This is a genomic window from Salinihabitans flavidus (assembly GCF_900110425.1).
GTDB classification, from domain to species: Bacteria; Pseudomonadota; Alphaproteobacteria; order Rhodobacterales; family Rhodobacteraceae; genus Salinihabitans; species Salinihabitans flavidus.
In genome coordinates this window covers 1-26,225 of sequence record NZ_FODS01000015.1, presented here as the reverse complement: position 1 = coordinate 26,225, position 26,225 = coordinate 1, and the positions used below count along the sequence as shown (strand labels likewise).

The 26,225-nt window shown below is 61.7% G+C and carries 27 protein-coding genes, 1 tRNA gene, 1 other RNA gene and 1 pseudogene; 11 read left to right on the top strand and 19 right to left on the bottom strand.

All coding sequences use genetic code 11. The annotated features are described in order from the left end of the window. Positions 1-7: 7 nt before the first annotated feature. The 14 genes from BMW66_RS12440 to BMW66_RS12375 all read right to left on the bottom strand — a co-directional run bounded on the left by BMW66_RS12440 (position 8) and on the right by BMW66_RS12375 (position 15,336). On the bottom strand, positions 8-727 hold the full coding sequence (locus tag BMW66_RS12440) for an alanyl-tRNA editing protein (protein ID WP_093118966.1): 720 nt from the start codon (positions 725-727) through the stop codon (positions 8-10). Further along, positions 724-3,156, bottom strand: coding sequence for a DUF3772 domain-containing protein (locus BMW66_RS12435; RefSeq protein ID WP_093118965.1), 2,433 nt, complete (start codon positions 3,154-3,156; stop codon positions 724-726). Before BMW66_RS12435 ends, BMW66_RS12440 begins: the two co-directional genes overlap by 4 nt. 7 nt (positions 3,157-3,163) lie before the next feature. Continuing rightward, positions 3,164-4,201, bottom strand: a complete 1,038-nt coding sequence (locus BMW66_RS12430; protein WP_093119112.1) for a cysteine synthase A — start codon at positions 4,199-4,201, stop codon at positions 3,164-3,166. A gap of 58 nt (positions 4,202-4,259) precedes the next feature. Next, the gene (locus tag BMW66_RS12425) at positions 4,260-5,387 is read right to left on the bottom strand and encodes a gamma-glutamylcyclotransferase (RefSeq protein ID WP_093118963.1); all 1,128 of its coding nucleotides are present in this window, start codon (positions 5,385-5,387) and stop codon (positions 4,260-4,262) included. Between the two features lie 4 nt (positions 5,388-5,391). Beyond that, positions 5,392-5,832 (bottom strand): TrgA family protein, encoded by a 441-nt coding sequence (locus BMW66_RS12420; RefSeq protein WP_093118961.1) that lies wholly within the window; start codon positions 5,830-5,832, stop codon positions 5,392-5,394. After that, the gene (locus BMW66_RS12415) at positions 5,832-7,040 is read right to left on the bottom strand and encodes an SAM-dependent methyltransferase (RefSeq protein ID WP_093118959.1); all 1,209 of its coding nucleotides are present in this window, start codon (positions 7,038-7,040) and stop codon (positions 5,832-5,834) included. The genes BMW66_RS12420 and BMW66_RS12415 overlap by 1 nt, the downstream gene beginning before the upstream one ends. 145 nt (positions 7,041-7,185) lie before the next feature. After that, on the bottom strand, positions 7,186-8,412 hold the full coding sequence (locus BMW66_RS12410) for an aminotransferase class V-fold PLP-dependent enzyme (protein ID WP_093118957.1): 1,227 nt from the start codon (positions 8,410-8,412) through the stop codon (positions 7,186-7,188). A gap of 80 nt (positions 8,413-8,492) precedes the next feature. Then, positions 8,493-10,145 (bottom strand): BCCT family transporter, encoded by a 1,653-nt coding sequence (locus BMW66_RS12405; RefSeq protein WP_093118955.1) that lies wholly within the window; start codon positions 10,143-10,145, stop codon positions 8,493-8,495. Between the two features lie 42 nt (positions 10,146-10,187). Continuing rightward, on the bottom strand, positions 10,188-10,604 hold the full coding sequence (locus BMW66_RS12400) for a universal stress protein (RefSeq protein ID WP_093118953.1): 417 nt from the start codon (positions 10,602-10,604) through the stop codon (positions 10,188-10,190). 192 nt (positions 10,605-10,796) lie between these two features. Next, complete coding sequence (locus BMW66_RS12395; protein WP_093118951.1) at positions 10,797-11,990, bottom strand: multidrug effflux MFS transporter; 1,194 nt, start codon at positions 11,988-11,990, stop codon at positions 10,797-10,799. Positions 11,991-12,303: 313 nt separating this feature from the next. Beyond that, positions 12,304-12,729: an HIT family protein gene (locus BMW66_RS12390; RefSeq protein ID WP_093118949.1), complete on the bottom strand. Its 426-nt coding sequence runs from the start codon at positions 12,727-12,729 to the stop codon at positions 12,304-12,306. Positions 12,730-12,798: 69 nt separating this feature from the next. Next, a complete protein-coding gene (acuI, locus tag BMW66_RS12385; protein ID WP_093118947.1) occupies positions 12,799-13,794 on the bottom strand; it encodes an acryloyl-CoA reductase in 996 nt (331 codons plus the stop codon). Between the two features lie 97 nt (positions 13,795-13,891). After that, on the bottom strand, positions 13,892-14,551 hold the full coding sequence (locus BMW66_RS12380) for a DUF1326 domain-containing protein (protein ID WP_175483232.1): 660 nt from the start codon (positions 14,549-14,551) through the stop codon (positions 13,892-13,894). Between the two features lie 17 nt (positions 14,552-14,568). Next, positions 14,569-15,336 (bottom strand): DUF2182 domain-containing protein, encoded by a 768-nt coding sequence (locus BMW66_RS12375; RefSeq protein WP_245729471.1) that lies wholly within the window; start codon positions 15,334-15,336, stop codon positions 14,569-14,571. Between the two features lie 82 nt (positions 15,337-15,418). Between BMW66_RS12375 and BMW66_RS12370 the strand changes: the two genes are divergently transcribed. From BMW66_RS12370 to BMW66_RS12360, 3 genes are all read left to right on the top strand, one after another. Then, positions 15,419-16,162, top strand: a complete 744-nt coding sequence (locus tag BMW66_RS12370) for a FadR/GntR family transcriptional regulator (RefSeq protein WP_093118945.1) — start codon at positions 15,419-15,421, stop codon at positions 16,160-16,162. A gap of 103 nt (positions 16,163-16,265) precedes the next feature. Next, positions 16,266-16,616: a transfer-messenger RNA gene (gene ssrA / locus BMW66_RS12365) on the top strand. Positions 16,617-16,800: 184 nt separating this feature from the next. Next, positions 16,801-17,265: an SspB family protein gene (locus BMW66_RS12360; protein WP_093118943.1), complete on the top strand. Its 465-nt coding sequence runs from the start codon at positions 16,801-16,803 to the stop codon at positions 17,263-17,265. A gap of 104 nt (positions 17,266-17,369) precedes the next feature. Here the strand turns inward: BMW66_RS12360 and BMW66_RS12355 are convergent, their stop codons facing one another. Continuing rightward, positions 17,370-17,930 carry a hypothetical protein gene (locus BMW66_RS12355; RefSeq protein ID WP_245729470.1) on the bottom strand — a complete coding sequence of 187 codons (561 nt, stop codon included), beginning with the start codon at positions 17,928-17,930 and terminating at the stop codon, positions 17,370-17,372. A gap of 205 nt (positions 17,931-18,135) precedes the next feature. Here BMW66_RS12355 and fumC point away from each other — a divergent pair, with 205 nt between their 5' ends. From fumC to BMW66_RS12340, 3 genes are read left to right on the top strand one after another with little or no spacing between them, the layout of a single operon-like run. Further along, positions 18,136-19,530 (top strand): class II fumarate hydratase, encoded by a 1,395-nt coding sequence (fumC, locus tag BMW66_RS12350; protein WP_093118941.1) that lies wholly within the window; start codon positions 18,136-18,138, stop codon positions 19,528-19,530. After that, the gene (locus BMW66_RS12345; protein ID WP_093118939.1) at positions 19,530-19,706 is read left to right on the top strand and encodes a DUF4169 family protein; all 177 of its coding nucleotides are present in this window, start codon (positions 19,530-19,532) and stop codon (positions 19,704-19,706) included. Before fumC ends, BMW66_RS12345 begins: the two co-directional genes overlap by 1 nt. Beyond that, positions 19,703-19,930, top strand: coding sequence for a ribbon-helix-helix domain-containing protein (locus BMW66_RS12340; protein ID WP_093118937.1), 228 nt, complete (start codon positions 19,703-19,705; stop codon positions 19,928-19,930). Before BMW66_RS12345 ends, BMW66_RS12340 begins: the two co-directional genes overlap by 4 nt. 4 nt (positions 19,931-19,934) lie before the next feature. Here BMW66_RS12340 and BMW66_RS12335 read toward each other — a convergent pair whose 3' ends face one another. Continuing rightward, a complete protein-coding gene (locus BMW66_RS12335) occupies positions 19,935-20,345 on the bottom strand; it encodes a SufE family protein (RefSeq protein WP_093118935.1) in 411 nt (136 codons plus the stop codon). A gap of 126 nt (positions 20,346-20,471) precedes the next feature. On the opposite strand from BMW66_RS12335, the gene BMW66_RS12330 reads away from it, so the two are divergent. After that, positions 20,472-20,981 (top strand): hypothetical protein, encoded by a 510-nt coding sequence (locus BMW66_RS12330; protein WP_093118933.1) that lies wholly within the window; start codon positions 20,472-20,474, stop codon positions 20,979-20,981. Between the two features lie 104 nt (positions 20,982-21,085). Here BMW66_RS12330 and rnd read toward each other — a convergent pair whose 3' ends face one another. From rnd to purM, 3 genes are all read right to left on the bottom strand, one after another. Then, positions 21,086-22,246: a ribonuclease D gene (rnd, locus tag BMW66_RS12325; protein ID WP_093118931.1), complete on the bottom strand. Its 1,161-nt coding sequence runs from the start codon at positions 22,244-22,246 to the stop codon at positions 21,086-21,088. Positions 22,247-22,329: 83 nt separating this feature from the next. Beyond that, a complete protein-coding gene (gene purN / locus BMW66_RS12320; RefSeq protein ID WP_093118929.1) occupies positions 22,330-22,920 on the bottom strand; it encodes a phosphoribosylglycinamide formyltransferase in 591 nt (196 codons plus the stop codon). Then, positions 22,917-23,963, bottom strand: coding sequence for a phosphoribosylformylglycinamidine cyclo-ligase (gene purM / locus BMW66_RS12315; protein ID WP_093118927.1), 1,047 nt, complete (start codon positions 23,961-23,963; stop codon positions 22,917-22,919). Before purM ends, purN begins: the two co-directional genes overlap by 4 nt. A 107-nt stretch (positions 23,964-24,070) precedes the next feature. Between purM and BMW66_RS12310 the strand changes: the two genes are divergently transcribed. From BMW66_RS12310 to BMW66_RS12295, 4 genes and pseudogenes are all read left to right on the top strand, one after another. After that, positions 24,071-24,147, top strand: a tRNA-Ile gene (locus BMW66_RS12310). 795 nt (positions 24,148-24,942) lie between these two features. Then, positions 24,943-25,223: pseudogene (locus tag BMW66_RS12305) on the top strand (IS5/IS1182 family transposase); the annotation flags it as partial. A 406-nt stretch (positions 25,224-25,629) separates the two neighbouring features. Continuing rightward, the gene (locus tag BMW66_RS20865) at positions 25,630-25,800 is read left to right on the top strand and encodes a helix-turn-helix domain-containing protein (protein ID WP_093118925.1); all 171 of its coding nucleotides are present in this window, start codon (positions 25,630-25,632) and stop codon (positions 25,798-25,800) included. A gap of 177 nt (positions 25,801-25,977) precedes the next feature. Continuing rightward, a partial coding sequence (locus BMW66_RS12295; protein WP_139196172.1) for a transposase occupies positions 25,978-26,225 on the top strand: 248 nt, incomplete at its 3' end.

Here is a 26,225-nt window from a genome sequence, read left to right as displayed (position 1 = left end):
GCCGCGGTCAATCGTCGAGCAGCAGCGCGACCCGGCGGTTCTGCCGGCCCTTCTTCTCGATCTTGCCAAGGCGCAGGCGCCCGATCTCGCCGGTGCGCGCCACATGGGTGCCGCCGCAGGGTTGCAGATCGGCCTGCTCGTCGCCCTCACCGATGCGAATGAGGCGCACCCGCCCTGCCCCGCGCGGCGGTTGCACCGACAGGGTCTTGACCAGATCCGGACGGGCCAGAAGCGTCTCCTCCGTGATCCACTCTTCGCTGACCACCAGATCGCGCCAGATCAGATCGTTGAGCCGCGCCTCGATCGCCTCGCGGTCCTCGGGCGCCTCGGGCATATCGAAGTCGAGCCGCCCCTTCTGCGTGCCGATGGCCCCACCCGTCACCGGGCGCGGGATCACCACCGACAGAAGATGCAGCGCGGTATGCACCCGCATGTGCCGGTAGCGCCGATCCCAGTCCAGCTCCTGCATCACATCCTCCCCCACGGGCGGAAGCGCGGCTGGCTCGGCCGGCACCAGCGCGATCCCGTCACCGTCCGCCTTGACCGTGGTGGCGATGGAGAGCGCGCCGCCCGCCCAGGTGATCGTGCCACTGTCACCCGGCTGGCCGCCCCCCGTGGGATAGAACACGGATCGGTCCAGCACCACCCCGCCCTCGGGCGTATGGCCGGTCACCCGCGCGGTGGCCTCACGCAGATAGGGGTCTTCACGAAACAGCATCTGTGTCATCGGTCTCCTCCGTCTGCCTCGCCATCCGTGTCCATATCGGCCTCGGTCAGATGCGTGGCGCCGGATCGGTCCTGCACCGCGGCGTCTGGCTTGCGCGACGTCTCCATCTCCGGCTCCGGTTCAGGCGCGGTCTGCGAACCGCCACGCAGCGCCTCGGGGTTGCGCAGCCAGATGTCACGCTGAGCGAATGGAATCTCGATGCCCTCTTCGGCGAACCGCCGGGCAATCTCGTAGTTCATCTCGGACCGCACCGACAGAATCCAGTTCACATCGCGCAGAATGGCGCGGATCTCGAAATCGAGCGACGAGGCCCCGAACCCCTGAAACACCACGTAGGGCGCGGGCTCCAGAACCACCATCGGATGGTCCCTTCCGATCTCCAGCAGGATTTTCTCGACCTTGCGCGGATCGGTGCCATAGGCCACGCCAACCGGCACGGTCACCCGGCCAATGGTATTGCCGCGGGTATAGTTGATCACGGTTCCGGCGATCAGATCGGTATTGGGGATGATCACATCGGTGCGGTCGAAGGTCTCGATCCGCGTGGAGCGGACCGAGATATCGCGGACAATGCCCATCTGCGGGCCCACTTCGATCCAGTCGCCCTCGGAGATCGGCCTCTCGATCAGAAGAATGATGCCGCTGACGAAGTTCGAGACGATCGTCTGAAGCCCGAAGCCGATCCCCACCGACAACGCCCCCGCCACCAGCGCGATGGACGTCAGATCGATCCCCGCCGCCGTCACCGCGATCAGCGCCGCCAGAAAGATCCCGAAATACCCGAGCCCGGCGACCATCGCATTCTGCCCGCCCACATCGAGACGGGTCTTGGGCAGGATCGTGGTCTTCAGCGTGCCCTGCACCAGACGGGTCACCATGTAGCCGATGACGAACACGATGAGCAATGTCAGCACGTCACCCGGCGTGATCGTGGTCTCGCCGAAGGAGATGCCCCGCGACACCCGCGCCCAGAGTTCGGCCAGATCGGTCAGCCGCGCGCCCCAGATCAGCGCCAATACCGGCAGCGCGGCCAGCACGAGACCAAACCCCGCCAGAACCGGGATCAGCGACTCGCGCACCCCCTCCCGGTTTCCGGTCAGCAGGATGTAGACATTGGTGACCACCATCTGGAACAGCAGCAGACCGGCCAACAGGAACACCGTCAGGATCGTGGGGAACATCAACTGTTCGGCCGCGCTCGAATACCCCACCGCGGCCAGCACCGGGCCGGCAATCGCGACCACCCGAAGAAAGCGCGCGAAAAGCCCGATGAGACGGTCGGCATGGCTCGCCTCCTCACCTTCCGCCGCGTGGTGATGGTGCAGCAACTGCGCAATGCGCATCATCAAAAGCCCGGCCAGCAGCAGAAACGGGAAAAATATTGCCACATTAGCCGCATCGGACCAGGTTTCGAATTCGGCCAGCCGCTGAATGATCAGGCCCAGTGCGAATACCAGACCCAGAAGCCCCGCTGCGAGCCGTCCCTGTCGCCGCTCGGCGGCTGGCAGGTTCAGGATCTGCTGCCCCTCGTCAGAGCGTGAAAACACCTGTGCGCCAAGCCAGAGCGCGATAAGAAAACCCGCGCTGGCCTCGGGCAGCGCATTCAGCACCACTGAACCGCGCATCCCGGCCATTTCCGTGGCATAGAGCGCCTCGGTCAGCGCATAGACCCCGGCCAGCGGCAGAACCACCTGCCCGAGCGAGACGAGAAACGCCGCAAGCCAGCGCCCCGCCGTCGCGCCTGTGGACAGGATCGACTGTACCAGACGTTCCATCCACAGCCGTGCCCGCGTCATCAGCAAAAGCGCGAGTGCAAGAAGAAGCCCGACACGCGGCAGGTTCGAGCGCAGCGTCTCGCGTTGCGCCCTGTTGGCCCACGCCGTTTTTCCCTCCTCGCCGATACTCGCCAACGACGCCATCACCGCATCGAACCCGCGCGCCCAGTTCACCGGGTTGAGCGGCGACGGCCCGAATTCCAGAAGCCGCTCTGTCTGGCGCTCCCGGATGATCTCATCGACATTCCCGATCAGCGCATTGGCCTCGGTATAGGCCAGCTCCGCACGGCGGACCGGCGCTTTCAGGTCGGTCAGGCGCGTGTTGAGCTTGGCGCGCTGCTCCGCGATCTCCTCGGGTTCGCTGCCGTCCTCCGGCGGTGCGCCCAGCGTGTTGAGCTGGGCCTGCACCGTCTCGATTTCGGAACGGTTGACTGATTGCGCCTGCTGAAAGGTCTGACGCCAGGTGACAAGCGTCTGGCGAAGCTCGCCAAGGGCCACATCCGAGGCACGCGCACTGCTTACGACATCCTGCGCCCGCTCGGAGACGTTGCGCCACGCGTCGTAATCGGGCGGATCGCTGGCCTGCGCCGCCGCAGAAAGCGCCATGAGCAGGCTCAGGCAGAGGGCCGCGGCAAGGCGCAGAATGTGGTTCATGGCGCCCTCACACGTCCTCGAACACACCCGGAATGCTGCTCGGCCCCCGCTGGTCGAGCCAGTCGGGCTGTGGCAGGCCCTTCTCGGCAAGGAACGCGGGGTTGAACAGCTTGGACTGATAGCGCGTGCCATAGTCGCACAGCACCGTCACGATCGTATGGCCCGGCCCCATCTCGCGCGCCATGCGGATCGCGCCCGCCACGTTCACGCCCGATGAGCCGCCAAGGCAAAGCCCCTCGTCCTGCAACAGATCGAACACCACCGGAAGCGCCTCTTCGTCGGGGATCTGATAGCACATGTCCGGCGTGAACCCTTCGAGGTTCGCGGTCACGCGCCCCTGCCCGATGCCTTCGGTGATCGAACTGCCCTCGGACTTGAACTCTCCGGTTGTGTAATAGCTGTAAAGCGCCGCGCCCATAGGGTCGGCCAGACCGATCTTCACGCCCCTCGGCTGGATCGCATCGGCCACGCCCGCCAGCGTGCCGCCAGAGCCGACCGCGCAGATGAAGCCATCGACCTTGCCCCCGGTCTGCTCCCAAATCTCGGGGCCCGTCGTCTCACGATGCGCGCGGCGGTTGGCCACGTTGTCGAACTGGTTGGCCCAGATCGCGCCATTGGGCTCCGTCTTGGCCAGTTCCTCGGCCAGACGCCCCGAATAGCGGACATAGTTGTTGGGGTTCTTGTAGGGCGCCGCCGGCACCTGCACCAGCTCCGCCCCGGCCAGCCGGATCATGTCCTTCTTTTCCTGGCTCTGGGTCTCGGGAATCACGATCACGGTCTTGAACCCCATAGACGCGCCGACCAGCGCAAGCCCGATGCCCGTGTTGCCCGCCGTGCCCTCCACGATGGTCCCGCCGGGCGACAGCAGCCCGCGCTCCATCGCGTCGCGGATGATGTAGAGCGCGGCGCGATCCTTCACCGACTGCCCCGGATTCATGAATTCCGCCTTGCCGAGGATCTCGCAGCCCGTCGTCTCGCTCGCGTTCCTGAGCCGGATCAGGGGGGTGTCGCCGATCACATCGGCCATGTCATTCGCAATACGCATCGGGGCGCCTTTCGTCTCGATCTCGCCCTGTCCTGTGTAGGCGGGCATCACCGGGAACTCAAGCCGCCACGCGCAGCCGCTCACGATGACGTGCCAGCCACAAGAGCGCCACCAGAAGCGGCGCGTTGACAATCGCCATCCGGTCCACCAGCGCCATCGCCTCGTCGAAGCCAAAGAGATAGGAGCGGATATCCTCGGCCTCGCTGTCGAGCCCGGCCACCCCGGTCACATCGTCGGGCAAATCCGTCAGGCCGACATAGATATCGAAGAACTCGCTGCTGCATCCCGGCGTGGCATAGGCGTGCGCCACCTCCTCCAGACCGCGAAGCTCTATGCCCGCCTCCTCGACCGTCTCGCGCCGGGCGGTTGCCTCGGGCGTTTCTCCGGCGTCGATCCGTCCCGCCACCGGCTCCAGCTGCCAGGGCCGCGCATCGTTGCGGGCGTGCGGGCCGGGGCGGAACTGCTCGATCAGAAGCACCCGGTCGCGCGCCGGATCATAGGGCAGAACGATCACCGCGTCCGTGGCCACCAGCACCGCCCGCTCCACCTGCTCGCTCATCGACCCGTCATAGCGACGATAGCACAGATCGTATTCCGCCAGGGCGTAGAACCCGCCATAGGGCTGGCGGTGCGCGCACTCGCGCACATCGCTGTCGGTATAGCCCGAGGGGCTGTAGGCATGGTTCTGCGCCCGCGCCCTGACCTTCGCCCACGCCCGTGCCCGGATCGCCGGAAAAATGGCGGCCACCTCCTGCGCGCTGCGCACCTCGTAGTAGCCCATCACCTCCCGCGCGGCATGGCAGGACATCTCGGCCCATCGCGCCGCCCACTCCTCAAACGACCAATCCGCGCCGCGCGGCCGTTCCTCGGTGTCGGGGAAATAGACCTCCGCGACCTGCGGGCCATCCTCGCCATGAACCGTGACCGGGCGCAGCGCATAGGCAAAGCCGCCCTCGTAGAAATCGAGCCGCGCGCGATCGTTCTCGCTGAGCCCTTCGACCACAAGCCCCTCTGCCCGCGCGCCCGGTTCAGCCCGTATCGTGGGAAACGGAGAGGACCCGTCGCGGACAACCGCATACCCGTGCAGCGTGGCGGGCTGCGCCGCCACAGTCTTCGCGCCCCGGCCAAGCACGATCTCAAGCAGCGGCCGATACCGCAGCGTCCCATAGAAAAACAATGTGTCCAATGGCTTACCTCCAGCGCCGGCTTGCCCCTTCGGCGGCCAACCCCGCAAGGATACCGCCAATCGCAAGCGCAGAGATGATCCCCGGCGTCAGAAGATACAACCCGAACTTCGCCATCAGCTCGAAAACCGACACCACCGCCTCCACGGGCCCGTCATAGCGTGAGCGCATCGCAACGCGCAGCATCTCATTGCAACCCTGAACGAACAGCCCCAGCATCACCAGAACCACCGCCCCCGTCAGCCCGTGATTGATCGCCGCCGTGATCCCGCGCCCCACCCGCTTGCCGATCGTGGTCCAGCCGACAAAGGCGCCAATCGCCGCATTCACAAGCGTGAAATAGCCGAACCCCGTGCCCTCGGGCAACTCCGGTTTGACCAGTTCCGACACGACCGCGCCCAGCACAGCCATGAAAACAGCGGCGACAAGCCGGGCAGCGGTGGGCATTACGCGGACCTTGTGACAGTGATCTGGGTCACGTCACAGTTTCCGCTGTGAAAGGCCGCCGCACAAGACGTGAGATAGAAATTCCACATCCGCCGGAACCTGTCGTCAAAGCCGAGCGCGGCCACCTCGTCCCATTTGTCGTTGAACGACTGATGCCAGCGCCGCAGCGTCTGCGAATAACTTTCCCCGAACTCGATGGAGCGCAAGACCTTCAGCCCGGCGTCCTGAATCTCCCGGCTGAGCGCGCTGCGCGACGGAATCATCCCACCGGGAAAGATGTATTTCTGAATGAAATCAACACCTTTTCGATAACTCTCAAAGCGTTTTTCATCCAGTGTGATGATCTGAAGCGTGGCATTGCCGCCCGGCTTCAGCCGCGCCTTGAGCGTTTCGAAATAGACTGGCCAGTATTTCTCGCCCACCGCCTCGAACATCTCGATGCTGGCGATCCCGTCATAGGTGCCGCGCTCGTCGCGGTAATCCTGCAACCTGAACTCCACCTTGTCGGATAGTCCTGCCTTTTCAATGCGTTGCCTTGCATAGTTCAACTGCTCCCGGCTGATGGTCAGCCCGGTCACCCGCAGGCCCCGCTCACGCGCGGCAAATTCGGCAAATCCGCCCCAACCACACCCTATTTCCAGAATGTGATCGCCGGGCTGCACGCCCATCTGATCGACCAACGCGGCGTATTTCGCCGTCTGCGCCGCCTCCAGATCCTCCTGTCCGCTGTCGAACTTGGCCGAGGAATAGGTCATCGTCTCATCGAGCCACAGTTGGTAGAACTCATTGCCCAGATCGTAGTGATAGGAAATGTTCTTTCTGGCCTGCTTGCGTGAGTTGGAGCGCAGAAGATGCCGAATCCGTTCGAAAAACCGCACCAAACCCATGCCGGGAAACCCGTCATAGAGCGCGTCGTTGTCGGACTGTAGAAAATCCAGAAACGCCTGCAAATCCGGCGTGCTCCACCAGCCCTCGATATAGGCATCGCAAAAGCCGAGATCGCCCTCCCGGATAAGCCGCGCAAAGGTGTCGGCGTTATGGATGTTCAGCACCGCCACCGGCCCCGGATTCGGCCCCTCCGCCCGGAACACCCGCCCGTCGGGCATCATGAAATCTATCCGCCCGCTGTTGATCTTGCCCGCGGCATCAAAGACACGCGCGAAGTACCGCGGCAGATCACGTTGCCCCTTGGTGCTTGTCAGGATCATCCACTCTCACTCCCAAAGTCCTCACGTCCAACGTAAAATTAGGCTGGTCGCGGCCCGGCGGCAAGGTTTTATGGAAATTGGACAGGCCGGACCGTCAGCGCGCCCGGAAAACCGGCAGGTGGCCGGCTGCCTCCGGATGCGGTCTTCACAGCACGGCATCAAGCGCGGTCAGAAGCTTTTCGACCTCGTCCTGCGTGGTGTAATGCACGAAGCTGAGGCGCAGAACGCCCTTGTCCATGTCCACGCCCTGCGCCTTGAGGGCGCGCACAGCATAGAAATCGCCGCCCCCCGCCATGATCGCGTGATCGGCCAGCCGCGTGGCCAGTTCCAGCCCCGGCGCCTCGGCCGCAAGCGCCACCGTGGGCGCGCGCCCCTCGGCCTCTGACGGCCCCAGAAGGCGCACGGAATTGCGCGCCGCGGCGAACTCCAGCACCGGCTTGAGAAGCCGTGTTTCATGCGCGCGCATCAGGTCATGCACCGCCGCGCCGGTCGCCGCCGGGCTGCCCGCGTCGATCTCGTGATGCGCGGCCAGCGCCTCGAGGTAATCCACCATCCCCGCGCAGGCGGCGATCTGCGCGTGATCCGGCCCCGCCGGGGTGAAGCGCTTGTAAAGCGTGTCGGCGTTGAAGAAATGCGCCTGATTGGGCAGCACCGCGCCAAGCGCGCGCCGCACCACCATGATGCCCTGATGCGGCCCATAGGTCTTGTAGCTGGAAAACAGGTAGATATCCGCCCCGATCGCGCCCACATCCGGCAGGCCGTGCGGCGCATAGCTCACGCCGTCGATACAGACGAACGCCCCCGCCGCATGGGCCAGCGCCGTGATCTCGGCGGCCGGGTTGATCTCCCCCACCACGTTGGAGCAATGCGGAAAACACACAAGCCGCACCGAATCGTCCAGCAACGCCGACAAATCCTCGGGGTCCAGATGCCCGCTCTCGGGGTCGATCTTCCACTCCCGCACCTCGATCCCGCGCGCCGCGAGCCGCCGCCACGGCCCGGAATTGGCCTCATGGTCCTGATCGGTGACGATGATCGCATCGCCCGGCTGCATCCATTCGCCGAATGCCTGCGCCATCACATAGGTGTTCTGCGTCGTGGACGGCCCGAACGAAAGCTCCTCGGTCTCCACCCCCAGCCACGCGGCCAGACGCGTGCGCGCCTCGTCCATCTCCGCGCCGCCCTTGCGGCTGGCCTCATAGGGGCCATAGGGCTGCACCTTGCGCTCACGGTAAAACCGGGTGAGCCGGTCGATCACCGCCCCGCAGGTATAGGACCCGCCCGCATTTTCGAAAAACGCCTGCCCGGCAAGCGAAGGCTCTGAAAAGGCCGGGAATTGCGCCCGGACGAAATCTGAATCAAGCTGTGTCATGGCGACACCTGAGCGTAAAAGCGCCCGCCCGGCAAGGCCGAACGGGCGCTTTCTTGATCAAATCGGGCTGCGCCGGGGCGTCAGGCCCGCTTTTCGCTCATCAACCCGCGCACGATCGCAACACAGATCAGAAGCAGGATGATCGTGAACGGCAGACCCGTGGAGATCACCATCGCCTGAAGCGAGGTCAGCCCCCCGCCGATCAGCAGCGCGATCGCCACGGCCCCTTCGAAGGTGCACCAGAACACCCGCTGCGACACCGGCGCATCGACCTTGCCGCCCGCCGTGATCGTGTCGATCACGAGCGAACCGGAGTCCGACGAGGTGACGAAGAACACGATCACCAGCACGATCCCGATGGTCGACGTGATCGCCGCCAGCGGCAGGCTCTCCAGCATCGCAAAGAGCGACAGCTCCGGCGAATAGCTGTCGATCACGTTGGCCATCACCGCCGAGGTGTCGGGGTTGGCGATCATGTCGCTGATCGCGGAGCCGCCAAAGACCGCCATCCACAGGATACAGACGAGCGAGGGGATGATCAGAACGCAGGTGATGAACTCACGCACCGTGCGCCCCCGGCTGACTCGGGCGATGAACATGCCCACGAACGGCGACCAGCTGATCCACCAGGCCCAGTAGAAGGCCGTCCAGCCCTGCATGTAGCCCGTATCCTCGCGGCCGAACGGGTTCGACAGCGGAATGACCTCCCGCGCGTAAGACCCCAGTCCCGCGAAGAACTCCGTCATGATCGTCGCGGCCCCCGCTGCGAACAGCACGAACAACAGCAGCAGCAACGCGATCACCATGTTGATCTCCGACAGCACCTTGACGCCGCCATCCAGACCCCGCAGCACAGAGATGAGCGCCACAGCCGTGATCCCGCAGATCAGGAGAACCTGAACGGTCGTGGTGTTGGGAACGCCGTAGATGTAGTTCAGACCGGCATTGGCCTGCTGTGCGCCGATCCCCAGAGACGTGGCAAGGCCGAACAACGTGGCGAACACCGCCAGCGTGTCGATGATGTGGCCCCACCAGCCCCAGACACGCTCGCCCAGAAGCGGATAGAACGCCGAACGGATCGAAAGCGGCAGCCCCTTGTTATAGCTGAACAGCGCCAGCGCGAGCGCCACCACCGCATAGATCGCCCAAGGATGCAGCGCCCAGTGATAGGAGGTCGCCGCCAGCGCCATGCGCCGGGCCTCATCGACATTCGCGGCGATCAGGTTGCCGTCCTCGTCAAAGGGCCGCACCGTGCCCAGCGGCGCGTCGCCCCACGGCGTTCCGAAGTAATAGGCCGGCTCCAGCACCCCGAAGAACATCAGACCGATGCCCATACCGGCCGCGAACAGCATCGCGAACCAGCCGAGATAGCCATAGTCCGGCGTCGCTTCCGACCCGCCAAGCCGCACAGACCCCCATGGGCTGACGATCAGAAACAGGCAGAAGATCACGAAGACATTTGCCGAGAGCAGGAAGAACCAGTCGAAACTGCTCGTCAGCGCGGGGCGCAACCAGCCGAAAAACTCGCTCGCCTGCGTTGGCGCAACCAGCGCATAGATCACGAAAGCGATGACCGACAGCCCCGAAATCAGGAAAACGGGGTTGTGAATATCAAGCCCGAACGGGCCGATCTTCGCTTCGATATTGTCCTGACCGATCTGATATTCGGTCTCGATGATATCCGACACGCCCTCCGGCGCGGGGATACCCAAGTCGTCGTTGTCATCGGCCATTTACGGCCTCCCCTGTTCGCGTTTGAATTTTCTTTGCCCGGATCATCCGCGCACGACCATGACCGAACTTTTCGCATGTTCGGCCATCTTGCCGCCGTTGGACGGCCAGATATAGTCGAAGACGTTCGGAACATGGCTCTGCATCACCACCAGATCCGCATTGAGCTCCCCGACCGCCTTGAGCAGAACGTCGTCGACATCGGTGCGCGGATCATGGCTCACGATCATATGGGCGCTGGCATCGATCCCATGCGTCTCACCCTGCTCCTTGGCAAAGGCGTCGAGCTTTTTGGAATATTCTTCCGGGGTATGGCCGAGCGAGCTTGGTGTAGCGGCCGTCACGCCGACATAGACCACCTCGGCCCCGTAATGAGAGGCAAGATCGGCGCTGCATTGCAGCGCGCGGGTCAGCGCCTCCTTATGGGCCAGGTCCACTGGCGTCATGATTTTCTTGAACACGTCTCCCTCCTATCTCACGGTTTTAGGCGCCGAATTCCCTCTTGAAAATCCTGCGCTTGGCGCCTGTGTTTGGTTTTTTGTGCGGGCATGGCCCCCTTGAAGGTTAGGACCCACTTACCCTTTGACTTGTATCAGGAACGTCACTGATCGTAAAGTTTGCGACATATTTTGGCGAAATCGCGGCACCCGCCCTCATAGCGCTCCCTCACGCCGGTCGATCCATGCCACGTAGAGCGCCGAAACAAGCCCCGCTCCCGCCGATCCGAGCATGATGGCAAGCAACAGCCAGATGCCGTTGCCGGGCGTGAGAACCGTGCCCGCCAGCGTCGAGAACGCCGCCCCGCCCGCCACCGTCATCGCCCCCGACAGGCCCGACGCGCTGCCCGCCAGCGCCGGACGCACCGACATCGCCCCGGCATTGGCCCCCGGCACCGTCAGCCCGTTGCCCAGCCCGACGCAGACGACGGGCGCGAAAAATGCCACCGGATGCACGACGCCGGCCATGTAAAGCAGCAGCCCCGCCGCCAGCCCGCCACAGGCCACCAGCCGCCCCGCGACCATCATCCGCGCCGGCGCATGAAACCGCGCCAGCCGCCCGGTGATGAAGTTGCCCACGAAAAACCCGCCCGTGATGCTGCCCATCCCGATGCCGAGCACTGCCGGGCTCAGCCCGAAGGCGGTCGAGGCCACCAGCGGCGCGCCGGCCAGAAACGCATAGAAGGCCCCCACCGAAAACACGTAGCACAGCGCATACCCCCAGAACCGGCGCGAGCGCAGCAACTCTGGATAGGCGCGGAACTGTGCCCCGAAACTGGCCGATCGCGCGTGATGCGTCTCGCCCATATCGGCCCAGACAAGGATCACGAGCGCCCCGCCCGCCACCGCGTAGAAGAGAAAACTCGCCCGCCAGCCAAACAGCACATCCATCGCGCCGCCCACCATCGGGCCCATCATCGGCGCGATCGCCATCGCCATGGCGACATACCCCATCAGGCTCGCCGCCTCGCGCTCGCCCACCATGTCGCGTATCGCCGCCCGCGCCAGCACCGGCCCCGCGATCACCGCCGATTGCACCATGCGGCAGATCAGGAATACCCGCACATCGCTGGCCAGCACGCAGCCAAGCGAGGCCAGCGCGAAAATTCCCATCCCCCAGAGCATCACCGGCCGCCGCCCGTAGCGATCCGACACCGACCCGATGATCACCTGCAACACGCCCGCCATGACCAGATAACCCGCGATCGACAGGTTGATGAGCGCGTACTCGACGCCGAAATCTTCCGCCATCCCCGACAGCGACGGCAGAAACATGTTGAGCGTGAGCACCGACACGGCAGTGACCAGCACCAGCGTCACAAGACGCGGCGGCGTCCGGGCGGCCTGCATACCCCGATTCCTTGACCTGTTAAGCAGCCCCATCCAAGCGTCCCGCCCCGCGATTGTCGAGCCGAAAGCCATCGTTCCGCCCGCCCGCCGCGCGAGGCGCCCTGCCCTTCATCGTTGCTCAGATACTTCGGGGGTCCGGAGGCAGTGCCCCCGGGACTCGGCTCTCCCCCCGCATCAACCCGATCTCAACCAAGGTGAACGCGCCCTTACCGAACGCCCTGTTAAACATGGCCCGCACGGCAAGCGGCACCGACGCGATACCGACAAAATACCGACGTTTTACCGCATGGCGTTTTAGCGCGGTTTCAAAGACTTAACCCGATTCGCCCAAAGCGGCGCGAATGGCCTCCGCATGTCCCTCGATCACCTCGGCGTCGGCCATCTGCCCCGGCGGGCGCAGGCTCTCGCCCTCGCGTCGCGGCAGGACGTGGAAATGCAGGTGAAACACCTCCTGCCCACCGGCTGCCTCGTTGAACTGCTGGATCGTCACCCCTTCGGCGTCAAAGGCCTCCCGCACAGCCCGCGCGATCTTCTGCACGGTGGCCATGCATGCGTTCATCTGTCCGGGCGCGGCGTCGAGGATATTGCGGCAGGGCGTCTTGGGAATGACCAGGCAATGCCCGTCCGCGCGCGGCATGATGTCCATGAAAACAAGGGTTTCCTCGTCCTCATAGACCCGCGTGCTGGGGATCTCCCCGCGCAGGATCTTGGCAAAGATATTGTCGTTGTCATAGCTCATGGATGCTTTCCCCTCCGGCGGCTGAAATGGGCGCGACCCTCTGGCCCGCGCCCCCTTCTATCGCATGGATCAGGCGTTCACATCCACCACGACCCGCCCCTTGATCTGCCCCTTGAGGATATCGGCCCCCAATGCGGGCAGATCCGACAGTGTCGCTGGCTGCACCATCGCCTCGAGCTTCCCCATCGGCAGATCGCGCGCGATCCGCTCCCACGCGCGCAGGCGGTTGGCAAAGGGCTGCATCACCGAATCGATCCCCAGAAGGTTCACCCCCCGCAGGATAAACGGCGTGATCAGCGCCCCCTCGATCGCCGCCCCCCCGGCCAGACCGACCGCCGCGACCGAGGTGCCGTATTTCATCTGCTTGAGAACGCGGCCCAGCATCGCGCCTGCGACGGCATCGACGCAGCCCGCCCAAACCTCTGTTTCCAAGGGCTTTCTTGTCACTTCCGTCAGCTCCTCGCGCGGCACGATCCGGCTCGCGCCAAGCCCCTTGAGATAGTCTTCGGTTTCCGGCCGCCCGGTCACCGCGGCAACCTCATGGCCGAGGCTGGCAAGGATCGCGGTCGCCACGGATCCCACACCGCCAGCGGCGCCGGTCACCAGAACCGGCCCGTGCCCCGGCATCAGGCCGTGATCCTCCAGCGCCATCACCGACAGCATCGCGGTGAAACCGGCGGTGCCCACCGCCATCGCTTGCCGGGTATCGAGCCCCTCTGGCAGCGGCACGAGCCAGTCGGCGCGCACATTCGCCTTCTGCGCATAGCCGCCCCAATGCGCCTCGCCCACGCGCCAGCCGGTCAGAACCACCTTGTCGCCGGGCTTGTAGCGAGAGTCGCTCGATGCCTCCACGGTGCCGGCGAAATCGATCCCCGGCACATGCGGATACTTGCGCACCAAACCGCCCCCCGGCCCGATGCACAGCCCGTCCTTGTAGTTCACGGTGGAATACTCCACCGCCACCGTCACTTCGCCCTCGGGCAGATCGTCCAGACCGATCTGACTTACGGCGGCACTGGTCTTTCCGCTGTCTTCGTCCTTCGTCACCACAAGCGCGTTGAACATGGCCAAATCCCCTTATTTCCATGGCGGCAGCGCGATGGCGCCGCCGTTTCATTCTGCCTGAACCGGCCCGGAAGACGCCCCCCCGGGCGCGGCGCGATCAGCGCGGCCCGTGCCAGTCGATCTGGCAAATCTCCGCGCTGCGCCCGTCGAAATCCCAGACCCGGCCAAAGGCCCGCACCCGGCCCTTGGTGGCGGTGGCCACCGTGATATCCGGCCCCATCCAGTATTCACTGTTCGTCACCACGATGTCACGGTCCTTGTCGGCGCCCGCCACCGGCTCCACCTCGCCGTGAATCGCCCGGCCCACGATCAGGCGCCGGGTCTTGCCCTCGGTCTCGAAGATCACTGGCGCGCGCTCCGCACCCAGAAATTCGCTCACCAGCACCTTGAAAAGCCCGGTTGTTCCCTTCGCCTTGCCAGAGAAGATGTCGATCAGCCCGTCATAGGCCGCCTCGCTCGCACGCTCATCGATATAGGCCGCCGCCTTCCAGTTGCCGCGCGCCATCAGGCCCGGAATCTCAAGGATCAGCCCGACGTTGAGCCCGCTCAGGTCGGTGTCGCCGAAATGCCCCTCGTCGATCCGCACCCCGGCCCACGCCTGGCAATAGCCTTCCGTAGGCGGGTGTTTTCCAAGGCTGACAACGCAGGGGCAGAACACCGTGCAGTTGCAGTTGAGGATCAACTCTCCCTTGATCGCCCAGGGCACCTGTCCCTGCTCCGCGGGGCGCGCGGGCGCCTCCATCTGATCGCTTGCCATCTTTCTCTCCTTCTCCCTCAGATCATCATGGCGGTTGCGGCCATCCAGACCGCCCCGCCCAGAAGCGCCGCACCGAGCGGCCGCGTCAGATACCGCCCCGGCCCTGGCAGCTTCTCCACCACCATCAGCGCCATCGCCAGAGCCATGAAGGCGAGGTTCATCACCCCGCCCACCAGCGCCAGCAGCATGAGTGCCCAGCAACATCCCAGGCAGACCGCGCCAAGCCGAAGCCCCATGCGCCACGGCCCCTCGTCCCAATGCGCCATGAAAAACGTCAGCGGCGCGCGGCATTTGCTCAGGCAGGCGTCCTTGAGCGGCGAGAACTGATAAAGCCCCGCCCCCGCCAGAAGCCCCGCCGACAGCACCACAGATTGGCTCTGCCCCAGCACGCCCACCAGACCGACGCTGTAAAGCCCGATCTGCGTCGCCGCGGCCAGAGCCGCAAAGCCCAGCCAGATCACCAGATAACCGCCTACCAGCGCGGCGAAATTCACCGGCGTGCCTGTGCGCCGCAGATCGTCATAGGTGGCAAAAGACGGCAAGGCCGTCGGCGCCATCATCCCCGCCGCCATCAACGCCCACATTCCAGCCACACGGGCAAACCCGGCGGCATCGGGGGTGACAACACAGAGGCTTTCCCAGAAATCCGCGCCGTAAAGGCGCCCCATCACGCGCAGGTCGGCCGGAACCGCCATCAGGTATAGCGCGCCCCATGAGGCCAGGATCACCGCGAACAGCGCGATCCAGTGTCCGCCCGTCATTGCCCGGAGCCGATCCGACAGCATCGCTCCTCCCCTTCGCGACTCGACCTTTGCCTGAATTAATGTCAGACAATTGAGAAACGGGCAAACAGGAAATGTCAGACAATTGAAACGGGACGCCGCGTCCAAGGCCGACCTTTCGGCCCAGATCGCCAAGGCCATCCGGGATGCCATCGTCTCGGGAGAGTTGATCGTGGATTCCCGCCTGCCATCCGAGGCGGAGCTTGCGGACCAGTTCGAGGTGTCCCGCCCCACGGTGCGAGAGGCGCTCAAGCGGCTGGCGGCACAGAACCTCATTCGCACCCAGCGCGGCGCCACCGGCGGGGCCTTCGTCAATCGCCTGACGTACACGGACGCCTATGCGCAGCATATCACCACCTCGACGTTGTTGCTGTCGATGAACGCGGTGGATTTCGAAACCGCCTGCGAGGCGCGCTTCGCGCTGGAACGCGCCTGCGCCCCGCTTGCTGCGGCACGCCGCGGGGCCGGGCATCTCTCCACCATGCGCGCGGAAATCAACAGGCAGGAAGATCCGGCGCTCTCCGACGAGGCGTTCTGCACCTCCGATGTCGCCTTTCACCGTGCGCTGGTCGATGCCGCGCAGAACCCGGTTCTGAGCTATCAGCTCGCCGGCGCGGTGGAGGCGATGCAACCGCTGATGAACATGATCACCTTCACCGCCCGCCCGCGTCGGGACATTGTGGCGCGCCACAGCGAGATCGCGCGGGCGCTTCAGGCTGCCGACGCCGAAGCGATCGACCGGGAGCTGGCGCGGCTGTGCGACTTCACGATCTCTCTGGCGCAGACGGTGATGGCGGTGCGGGCCCGGCGGAGCGTCCCGAGCCGTTAACATTTTCGCGCTGCGCACGCAGGTCAAACCGCCACCGACGTTATACCGACACAATACCGACGTTCTGCCGACGTGCGATTTTTGCCGTTTCCGCCCCTCACAGGCGCTTGCAAATCCACCGAACGCTCCCTATCTTCGAAGTGTCCCCAAGGGGACTATGGACATAAACGCGCCCGTAATAAGCGGATCGGACCCGGGGGCGGTACCCGGCGGCTCCACCATAAACCCGGTCATTGGCGGGACATGGGGCCGAAATAGGATCGACGGACGTCTAAAGGGGTTTGCTTTGTCTCGGTGAGGTACCACCGTTATCGGTCCGAAAAGTACAATTGCCAATGACAATCGTGCTCCGGTTGCAGTTGCTGCGTAAGCGGTAACAAGACCGAAATCTAAGCCCTTGCGCCTAGCAGCGTAAGGCGGGGTTCGCAGGCACCTGGCAACAGAAGCCTGCACTTTCAAACCTTTATGGATCAAAATTCATCTTTCACACACAGTGAACGAACGCATCTGTAATCCCCTGTCGGCCATCCGGCAGGATAGCTGGCGGCTCTTCCGCTCCTGCGCAGAAATTGCGCCTCATCCCTTTTGTTTCGGGCCGAATCTTCTATGCTGGCTGAAAGAAGAGCAAGGATGGAAGAGTGTCTCGCATGATCGACTACGGAAACCTGATGCATCGCGCCATGCGCGGCCTGATTCAGGACGTGCTGCGCGACGTAGAGGCAAATGGCCTGCCCGGGGATCATCATTTCTTCATCACCTTCGACACACTCCACCCCGATGTCGAGATCGCCAGCTGGCTCATGGAACGCTATCCCGGCGAAATGACAGTGGTGATGCAGCACTGGTACGAAAACCTGCATGTCACAGACGAAGGTTTCACGGTCACACTGAACTTTGGAGAAGCGCCCGAACCTCTCTATATTCCGTATGACGCTATCAAGACGTTCGTCGATCCTTCGGTGGAATTCGGTCTTCGGTTCGAAAGTCCGGAGGAAGATGACTCGCCCGATCCCGATGACGACACCGCCGAACTGGACTCGGAAGCGGACGAACCACAACAGCGCGACGCAGAGGTCGTCTCTCTGGACAAGTTTCGGAAATAGACGCCCGCGTACAATGCACAAAAATATTGGTGTGCGAGAGCCTTACAGCGTAACGCAAATGCCCCGCGCACTTTCGGTGCAAGACATCCTGATTCGACCTGATCTCACTCTCGTTCGAGAAATGTCTTTACCGAGCGCTGCGGCTCCCCGTTGAGCAAATTGTGAAATTCGAGCATCAGCCCGCCTTCTGCCAAGGTGCGATTGTATTGCTGCATTTCATATCCACCATCATCCGTCACGAACATGGAAAATACCGTCAGCGTGTCGTTCTTGATCCGTGCCCAGACATAGGGTTCCCCCTTCATCGGATCGAGCTGCCCGTCATGTCCAAAAACATTACGCTGCATCGCCGCGGCATAGACACCGTCACGCTCGCTCTCAGCGAAGTCTATCGAATAGGTCTTATCCTTCGCGCGACCATCTGATCTATAGCTGGTTGAAGTCCAAGTGACGTTGAAGCCACGCTTCGTTTCACTAATGCGGACACTCATGTCGCGCTTGGTCGACATACCCTCAGACCTCACAATGCCGGCGGATCCGGTAAAGCTTCCGACGAAACGTTCAATCGCGGCATCGGCAAGCGCCGCCCCGGAGGTACACAGAAATACACATGTGGCCAGTAGGATGCGTGCGGGCGGGTACGAAACGCGGAACTGACGAAGCACGGAAAACTCCCTTCGCATTTATCACGACATAGCGTGACATCATACATTCTATGACGATGAAATGATATGTCCACCTCAGCACTCTTCGCCGCGGTTTTCCGGCAGTTTACAATATTGACGAAGGCGGTATTTGACTGTCGACAGGATTGCACTTTTCACCCCTTTGACTATGACAGGGCCGAACACAAGCGACGGAGCATCCCAAATGACCCAGACCCGCACCGAATCTGACAGCTTTGGCCCGCTCGAGGTTCCCGCCGACAAATACTGGGGAGCGCAAACCCAGCGCTCGATTATGAATTTCCCGATCGGATGGGAGAAGCAGCCCGTGGCCATCGTGCGCGCCCTCGGCGTGATCAAGAAGGCTTGCGCTCTGGCCAACAGGGAGCTGGGCAATCTCGATGCAGAACGCGCGGAGGCCATCATCCAGGCCGCCGGTGAGGTGATTGAGGGTAAGTTCGACGATAACTTTCCGCTTGTCGTCTGGCAAACGGGGTCCGGCACACAATCCAATATGAATGCCAACGAGGTGATCGCCAACCGAGCGATCGAGATCATGGGCGGCACCATTGGCAGCAAGGATCCGGTTCACCCGAACGATCACTGCAACATGGGACAGAGCTCCAACGACACCTTCCCCACCGCCATGCATATCGCCGCCGCCATGAGCGTGCGCGACGTGCTTTTGCCGGGTTTGGAGAAGCTGCTGGCCGGACTTGAGCGAAAGTCCGAGGAGTTCAAGGACATTATCAAGATCGGGCGCACCCATACACAGGACGCCACGCCGCTCACCCTCGGGCAGGAATTCTCGGGCTATGCCCATCAGATCCGCATGGGACTCGACCGTGTCAAGGCAACCCTGCCGGGTATCTATGAACTGGCGCAGGGTGGCACCGCCGTAGGCACCGGCCTCAACACTCCCAAAGGATGGGGCGAAAAAGTGGCCGCAAACATGGCAGAGATCACCGATCTGCCCTTTGTGACCGCGCCCAACAAATTTGAATCGCTGGCCGCACATGATGCGATGGTGTTCATGTCCGGCGCGCTCGCCACGGTCGCCGGGTCTTGCTACAAGATCGCCAATGACATCCGTTTTCTGGGTTCCGGGCCCCGTTCAGGACTGGGCGAATTGATCCTGCCGGAAAATGAGCCAGGCTCTTCGATCATGCCGGGCAAGGTCAATCCGACGCAGGCCGAGGCCATGACCCAGGTGGCTGCGCATATTATGGGCAATGATGCCGCCATTAAATTCGCAGGCAGCCAAGGACATTTCGAGCTAAACGTCTACAATCCGATGATGGCCTACAACCTTCTTCAATCCATTCAGCTTCTGGGCGATGCAACGGACAGCTTCACCGAGCGGATGCTGCTGGGGATCGAGGCCAACGAACCGCGCATCGAGAAATTGATGCAGGAAAGCCTGATGCTGGTCACGGCGCTGGCGCCCACAATCGGGTACGACAACGCCACCAAAGTGGCCAAGACCGCGCATAAGAATGGCACCACCCTGAAGGAGGAAGCGATCAACCTCGGTTTTGTCGATGCGGAGACATTCGAGCGCGTTGTCCGCCCCGAAGAGATGATCGGACCGAAAGACTGATGGCGCAACCGGTCAACCTGAATCGGTATCGCAAGACCAAAGCGTGGGCCGAGAAAAAGGCACGCGCCGATGAAAACGCCGTCAAGTTCGGCCGTTCCAAAGGCGTGAAAACCCGTGACCGAATTCAAGCCAACAAGACCGATCGCTATCACGACGGTCACAAGCGCGAGCCATGAGCGCCGGCCCCGTCAAGCGCTCATTGACCTTGCAGGGACATCGCACAAGTGTCACGCTCGAAAACGAGTTCTGGCAGGCTTTCCGTGAAATCGCTTTGGAAAAATCCATTCCTATCAATGCACTCGCTGCCAAAATTGACGCTGAACGAGAGCTTGATACGGGCCTTGCCTCAGCCATTCGTGTCTATGTCCTGAACCACTACCGGACGCGCGACGGCACCTGAAGCTTCAGACCGTCTCACCTGCGACCAAGCGAATCCGTTCGATCATTGCGCGCAGGCCGTTGGAGCGTTGCGAGGACAAGTGTTCATTCAGCCCCAGACGTTCCATCTCGGCGCGCGCATCCACCTTCAACACGTCGGCGACAGGAAGGCCGTTGTAGAGCTTTCGAAGAACCGCAATCAGGCCACGCACGATCATCGCATCGCTGTCGCCGTCAAAGCGGAATACCCCCTCGTCAATATGCGGATAAAGCCAAACCTGACTGGCACAACCGTCCACCTTCGTGGCAGGCACCTTGAGCGCATCGTCAAGCGGGTCCATCGCTTTCCCTTGTTCAATCACATAGCGATAGCGATCTTCCCAATCGTCCAGGAATTCGAAATCCTCTACAATTTCTTCGAAGGCTGCGCTTGCCATATGCTGTCCTTTTTCACCTCTCCGCAGACCTAAGCGCGGCGACTTCAAAGGTCCAGACCCGTCTTGGCGCTTTTCAAGCGCGGCCCGATGCGATAACCCAAGGGCAAAGCGAGCGAGGCGGTTGGTATGCGCAAATCCCTGTTGGTCCTTCTGACATCATCTGTTGTGCTGTCCGGGTGCGACGGCGTTCGGGACTCGGTTCTCAACCCGTTCAACTGGTTTGGTGGTGCCCGATCGGCGCCGGTTGAGTCGGCGGAAAACACCAACCCCCTCATACCGCAACGTAACCGCCTCTCCCTCCGGCGGGAGGTGGTTTATGCTGGCACGCCAGTGCAGCGCATATCGGATCTCGAGATTGAGCGGACACCGGGCGGCGCTATCGTGAATGTCACCGGGATAGCTGCCAGGCAGGGAGTCCACTCTCTGAAGCTTGAGGCCCTGAATGACGGAGAGCCGGTCGACGGCGTTCTGAGCTTTCGGTTTCTTGGTGTTCATCCAACAGGCAACGCGCGAGTCGGGCGGGAATTTTCACGAGAACTGCACGCCGCGCGGAACCTTACCCGACAACAGCTTCAGGGAGTGCGGGTGATCCGCGTCTCCGGCGCGGCGAACGCACTCGAGTCCCGTCGCCGCTAAGGCACCGTCCGAAAAAGAGTATTTGGGGGCATCGGCCCGATGTGTCGTAACTCTTCAAACGGGGCTTCAGGCACGCCTCCTGATTACCTCGATCGACTGCAAATTCAGGTTAGCGGAACGATTTTCACGGCACTTCCTTTTGCGGCCAACGCAATCTCCCCTTCGCAGAGCCGTATCGCATCCTCTCCAAAGACCTCACGCCGCCAGCCACTTAGCGCTGAGACATCACGCTGCCCGGCTGCGATCGCGTCAAGATCCGCCGCCGGGGCAATCAACCTTGACGCCACGCCCGCGCTTTCGGTCTTGGCCTTCAACAGGACACGCAGAAGATCGGCCAACGCCGGGTTCACCTGCAACTTATCGCGCGAGGTATCGACCTTCGGCAGATCCTCCTGCGGACAATTCTGTGCCTCCTGCACCGCTTTGAGAATACCCTCGGCAATCTCCCCCCGCCGCGCTTCCCGCAGCAGAAGGCGCGAACGTCCCAGATCCGTCATGTTCTGCGGTTTGGTCGAAGCCAATTCAAGCATGGCATCGTCCTTGTAAACCCGGCTGCGCGGAATATTGCGGCTCTGGGCATAACCCTCTCTGAACCGCGCCAACTCTCGCACTATCGCGAGAAAGCGAGGCGAGGTGTTGCGCGTCTTTACCCTTTGCCAGGCCTCTGACGGTTTGACGATATAGGTATCCGGATGGGTCAGTGTCCGAAGCTCTTCTGCAACCCAATGCGCCCGCCCGGTTTTTTCCAGCTTGTCAGCCAGATGCTCGTAAATCTGCCGCAGATGGGTCACATCGGCCAGTGCATAGGTTTTTTGCGCTTCTGTCAGCGGACGGCGCGCCCAGTCCGTAAAACGTGAGGATTTGTCGAGCGGTTGTTTTGCGATCTTGCGCACCAGCGTCTCGTAGCCCACCTGCTCTCCGAAACCGCAGACCATCGCCGCCACCTGGGTATCAAAAAGCGGTTCGGGAAACACGCCCGCCTCGACATAGAAGATTTCGAGATCCTGCCGTGCGGCGTGAAAAACCTTTACCACTTTGCTATCGCGAAAGAGTTCATAAAGCGGCTCAAGCGATAGGTCATCCGCGAGGGGATCGACCAGGACGGCGTCATCCTCGCCATCGCCGGGAAAGGCCATCTGGATCAGGCAGAGCTTTGAATAATAGGTGCGTTCACGAATGAATTCCGTGTCGATCGTGACATAGGGGTGCTGCCGCGCCCTTTCGCAAAAGGCGGCCAGATCCTGTGTCGTCGTAAGTGTTTTCATGAAGGGACCACTTTGGTCATTGTTTTTATGATAGCTCACCCGCAAGGCTTACGTGCAAATCCGCAGAAAGGCAAATCCGCCCTTCAGAGATAGAGTGGCGTGCGGTCACCACCGGCAAAACGCCGCAGCACAGCAGGGTAAAGCCTGTGTTCCTGCTCCAGCACGCGCCCGGCAAGTGTTTCGGGCGTGTCGCCCGCCATAACCGGCACCCGCGCCTGCCCGAGAATCGGACCGTCATCGAGCGCCGGTGTGACAAGGTGCACTGTACAGCCATGTTCGGTATCGCCAGCCTCCAGCACACGCCGATGCGTATGCAGACCGCGATATTTCGGAAGAAGCGATGGGTGAATATTCAGCATCCGTCCCTCCCATCGTGCGACGAATCCTTCCGTCAGTACCCGCATGAAACCGGCCAGACAAAGGAGATCGGGCCGCACCTTGTCGAGTTCCGCCTGAAGCGCCGCTTCGAAAGATGCTCGATCCCCCATGAAAGGGCGGTGATCGACAACCGCAGTCGCTATTCCCATCTCCGCGGCCTTTTCAAGCCCTCCTGCATCCGGATCATTCGACAGGACGAGAACGGGCCGCGCCGGATGACAACCTGTCATCGAGCGCACCAATGTGACCATGTTGGAGCCGCCACCCGAAATGAATATCGCAACCCTTTTCGTCAAAGGAGCGACCCCGTGTACCGCACTCCCTTGCCCTGCGTAATTCGCCCGATGCGATGTACGCTCTCACCTGCTTCAACGAGCAATCCCTCAAGCGCTTCCGCCCGGTCTTCATCCACGGCGAGAACCATCCCTATGCCGCTATTGAAAGTCTTGAGAAGTTCGGTCTCCGCCAAACCTCCGGTCTCCGCCAACCAGCGGAACACCGGCGGCAAAGTCCACGATGCAAGGTCAACCTCAGCACCCAGACCGTCGGGCAGAACCCGCGGCAAATTTTCTGTCAGGCCTCCGCCAGTGATATGGGCCAGCGCATGAACACCCCCTGCGCGCACCGCAGACAGCGCTTGCCGGACGTAGAGCCGCGTTGGTGTCAGTAGCGCCGCGCCAAGCGGTCCTTTGTCGAAGGGGCAGGTGTCATCCCAGCCAAGACCCGACACCTCCACCAGCTTGCGAACAAGAGAATAGCCATTGGAATGAACTCCGTTCGAGGCCAGTCCAAGCAGCACATCACCCTCGGCCACCTCGGCGGGCAGAGCTGCACCCCGCTCCATCGCGCCCACGGCAAACCCTGCAAGATCGAAATCGCCTGCCTCATACATGCCGGGCATTTCTGCCGTTTCGCCACCGATCAGTGCGCATCCGGATTGCGCGCACCCTTCCGCGATACCTTCAATGATCCGCGCCGCATTCTCGGGTTCGAGTTTTCCCGTCGCAAAATAGTCAAGAAAGAAAAGCGGTTCGGCCCCCTGGCAGACAAGATCATTCACGCACATCGCGACAAGGTCGATGCCCACGCCATCCAAATTTCCGGTGTCGATGGCTATGCGCAGTTTGGTGCCCACCCCGTCGGTTGCCGCCACCAGAACCGGATCAACATATCCGGCCGCTTTCAGATCGAAAAGCGCCCCGAACCCGCCGAGCCCTGCCATGACTCCCGGTCTGTCGGTTCGTTTGGCTGCCGGCTTTATCCGATCCACCAAAGCGTTGCCCGCGTCAATGTCCACGCCCGCATCCGCATAGGTGATGCCATTCCTGCCGTTGCCCATTGCCATCTCCAAACGCAATCTCGCGCTGGCACTAGACCATCACCCGATAATTGGCAACGGCAAGCCTTGACGCGGGGACGCGGACACGCTCAAAAGGGCTCGAGGTGGGGCCTGTAGCTCAATTGGTTAGAGCAGAGCGCTCATAACGCTTTGGTTGGGGGTTCGAGTCCCTCCGGGCCTACCATATTTTTCAGTGACTTAGCTGAAAGCGTCGAAACACGAAAAAGGTTCATTGAACCGCGCTTTGGTTTTTACGCCTTCATCGTTCGCATCTGGCGACGAATCCACGCTTGGACTGGCCATGACCTGCGAAGACAAGGTAGCACATTCCATCGGTTTTTGACAGATCTTGGTTCGGTCGCTCCGTTCAATGGTAGCAACCCCATAGCCGTGTGGATTTCGTGCGATTGGGTATGAAAAAATTCCTGCGAAAATTTTACACAGCTCAGAATTCTGCGACGGGCTTCTCGACGACGTATCAATTTCTGGGCGTGGCACGGCCCCAGAAATTCAGGAAGAAACACTTCCGCAGATGAACATGCTGATCAGCGGGCTCACCTGCGTTCTTCTAAAAAACTATCGGCTGGATTTTTCCTGTCGTGCTCTTCTTTGCGAGAGCACGACAGGAAAAAATGTGCCCAAGAAAAACACATGCACTGACCGTATCAATTTCAGCTGCTCAAGGCAGCCGGATGCACCATCCGCTTGGAAAAAAGGTGGGAGGCCGAGCGTCTGAGGCCGCCACGAACGGCGGTCCCCACAAGGACAGAAATATGAAAATTTTCACTCGATGTCTTCGACTGTGTCGAAGGATCCCTGCATGGACATCATTCGCAATTTTCTCCCAGAGCCTGGTGAAGCAACACAGGATACCGTTCTGCTCCCGGTTGGTTCGACGGCACGTCGCCGTTGGCTGCGCCGGTCTACTGACCCCCGAGAATCCGACACCCCTACACGGCGACACCCCGAACATACCGACCAAAAGAACGGCCAAGCGTGGAAAGAGAACTGCCAGGCCGCACTCGCCAGCGACGACACCCTGCGCGCTACACAGCACTACTGGCCTTCTGGAAGCACTGGACAGGATACCATGCCCGCAGACGGATCGCAGCCAAGATGCGCTGCTTGAAAGCCTTCGGAGAACGCCTCGCGGCACGAGACCCGATCCCCAAAACCTCCAAAATTCACATCCGCATCCGCGTCGTACTCATGAACCGCCTCAACACCCTCGGAACGGCCGAGATCGTTCGCAGAGCCTAATGCTGACGGGAAAGGGGCTCTCATGCCCAATGCACGAGTTACGCAACAACGCCGAGGCTCGGGCAAATAGTGAATCTAACGATATTGGCCATTTCGAATTCACACGAAGTAAATAAAGTACTGTTTTTCCACAATAAATTACTTGATTACTCGAACATCCATTCGTACCTTAGTGGCACGGATTAAGAGAACCGAGAGCGTCCTAAAGGAATAAAAATGGGGATCAACGAAACTTCAAAGCTATCGTTGGAATATTGACCAGGAGCAGACCTACTGAAAGGTGAAAAACTACAAAACCTAACCTGGCTTTTTCCACTCTCTTTTCCAGCACGTTTTACCTGACGCGGCCTCGAGTGTCGCTCCGAGACACGACTTGTCTCGCCCCAGTGCCAATAGGAGAAGTAAAATGCACATTTACACGCCTCAGCAGCTCGCAGAGCGCTGGAATTGCTGCAGCAATACCATCAGAAACGCAATAATCTCAGGAGAATTGCAAGCTTTTCGAGTCGGGCGCCTTCTTCGAATTCCTAAGGAATCCGTAGAACACTTTGAGCGCCGTCAAACAGGCGACGACTGAGCATTCTTTTATGAACACGTTCAGATGCAAAAGAAGCGGTGGCACGGAAGTGCCTCCGTCCATCACACCGGTCCAGCTTGCGAAGCGCTGGTCCTGCTTGACCTGCCCCCCAAAAACCGGGCCATTCAAAAGTAGAGTTTGTTCTCGTAACGTTCAAAACGACAAGGAGAACAGACGATGCGCAAATCACGTTTCACCGAAGAACAGATCGTGGGGATTCTGCAGGAGTATGCGGCCGGGGCGAAGGTCTCGGAGCTGTGCCGCAAGCACGGCATGTCGGATGCTACGCTGTATAAGTGGAAGGCCAAGTATGGCGGCATGACGGTGTCCGAGCTGCGCCGCCTGAAGGATCTTGAGGCGGAGAATGCCGAACTCAAGCGTCTCCTGGCCGATGCCATGCTGGATAACGCCGGTCTAAAGGGGCT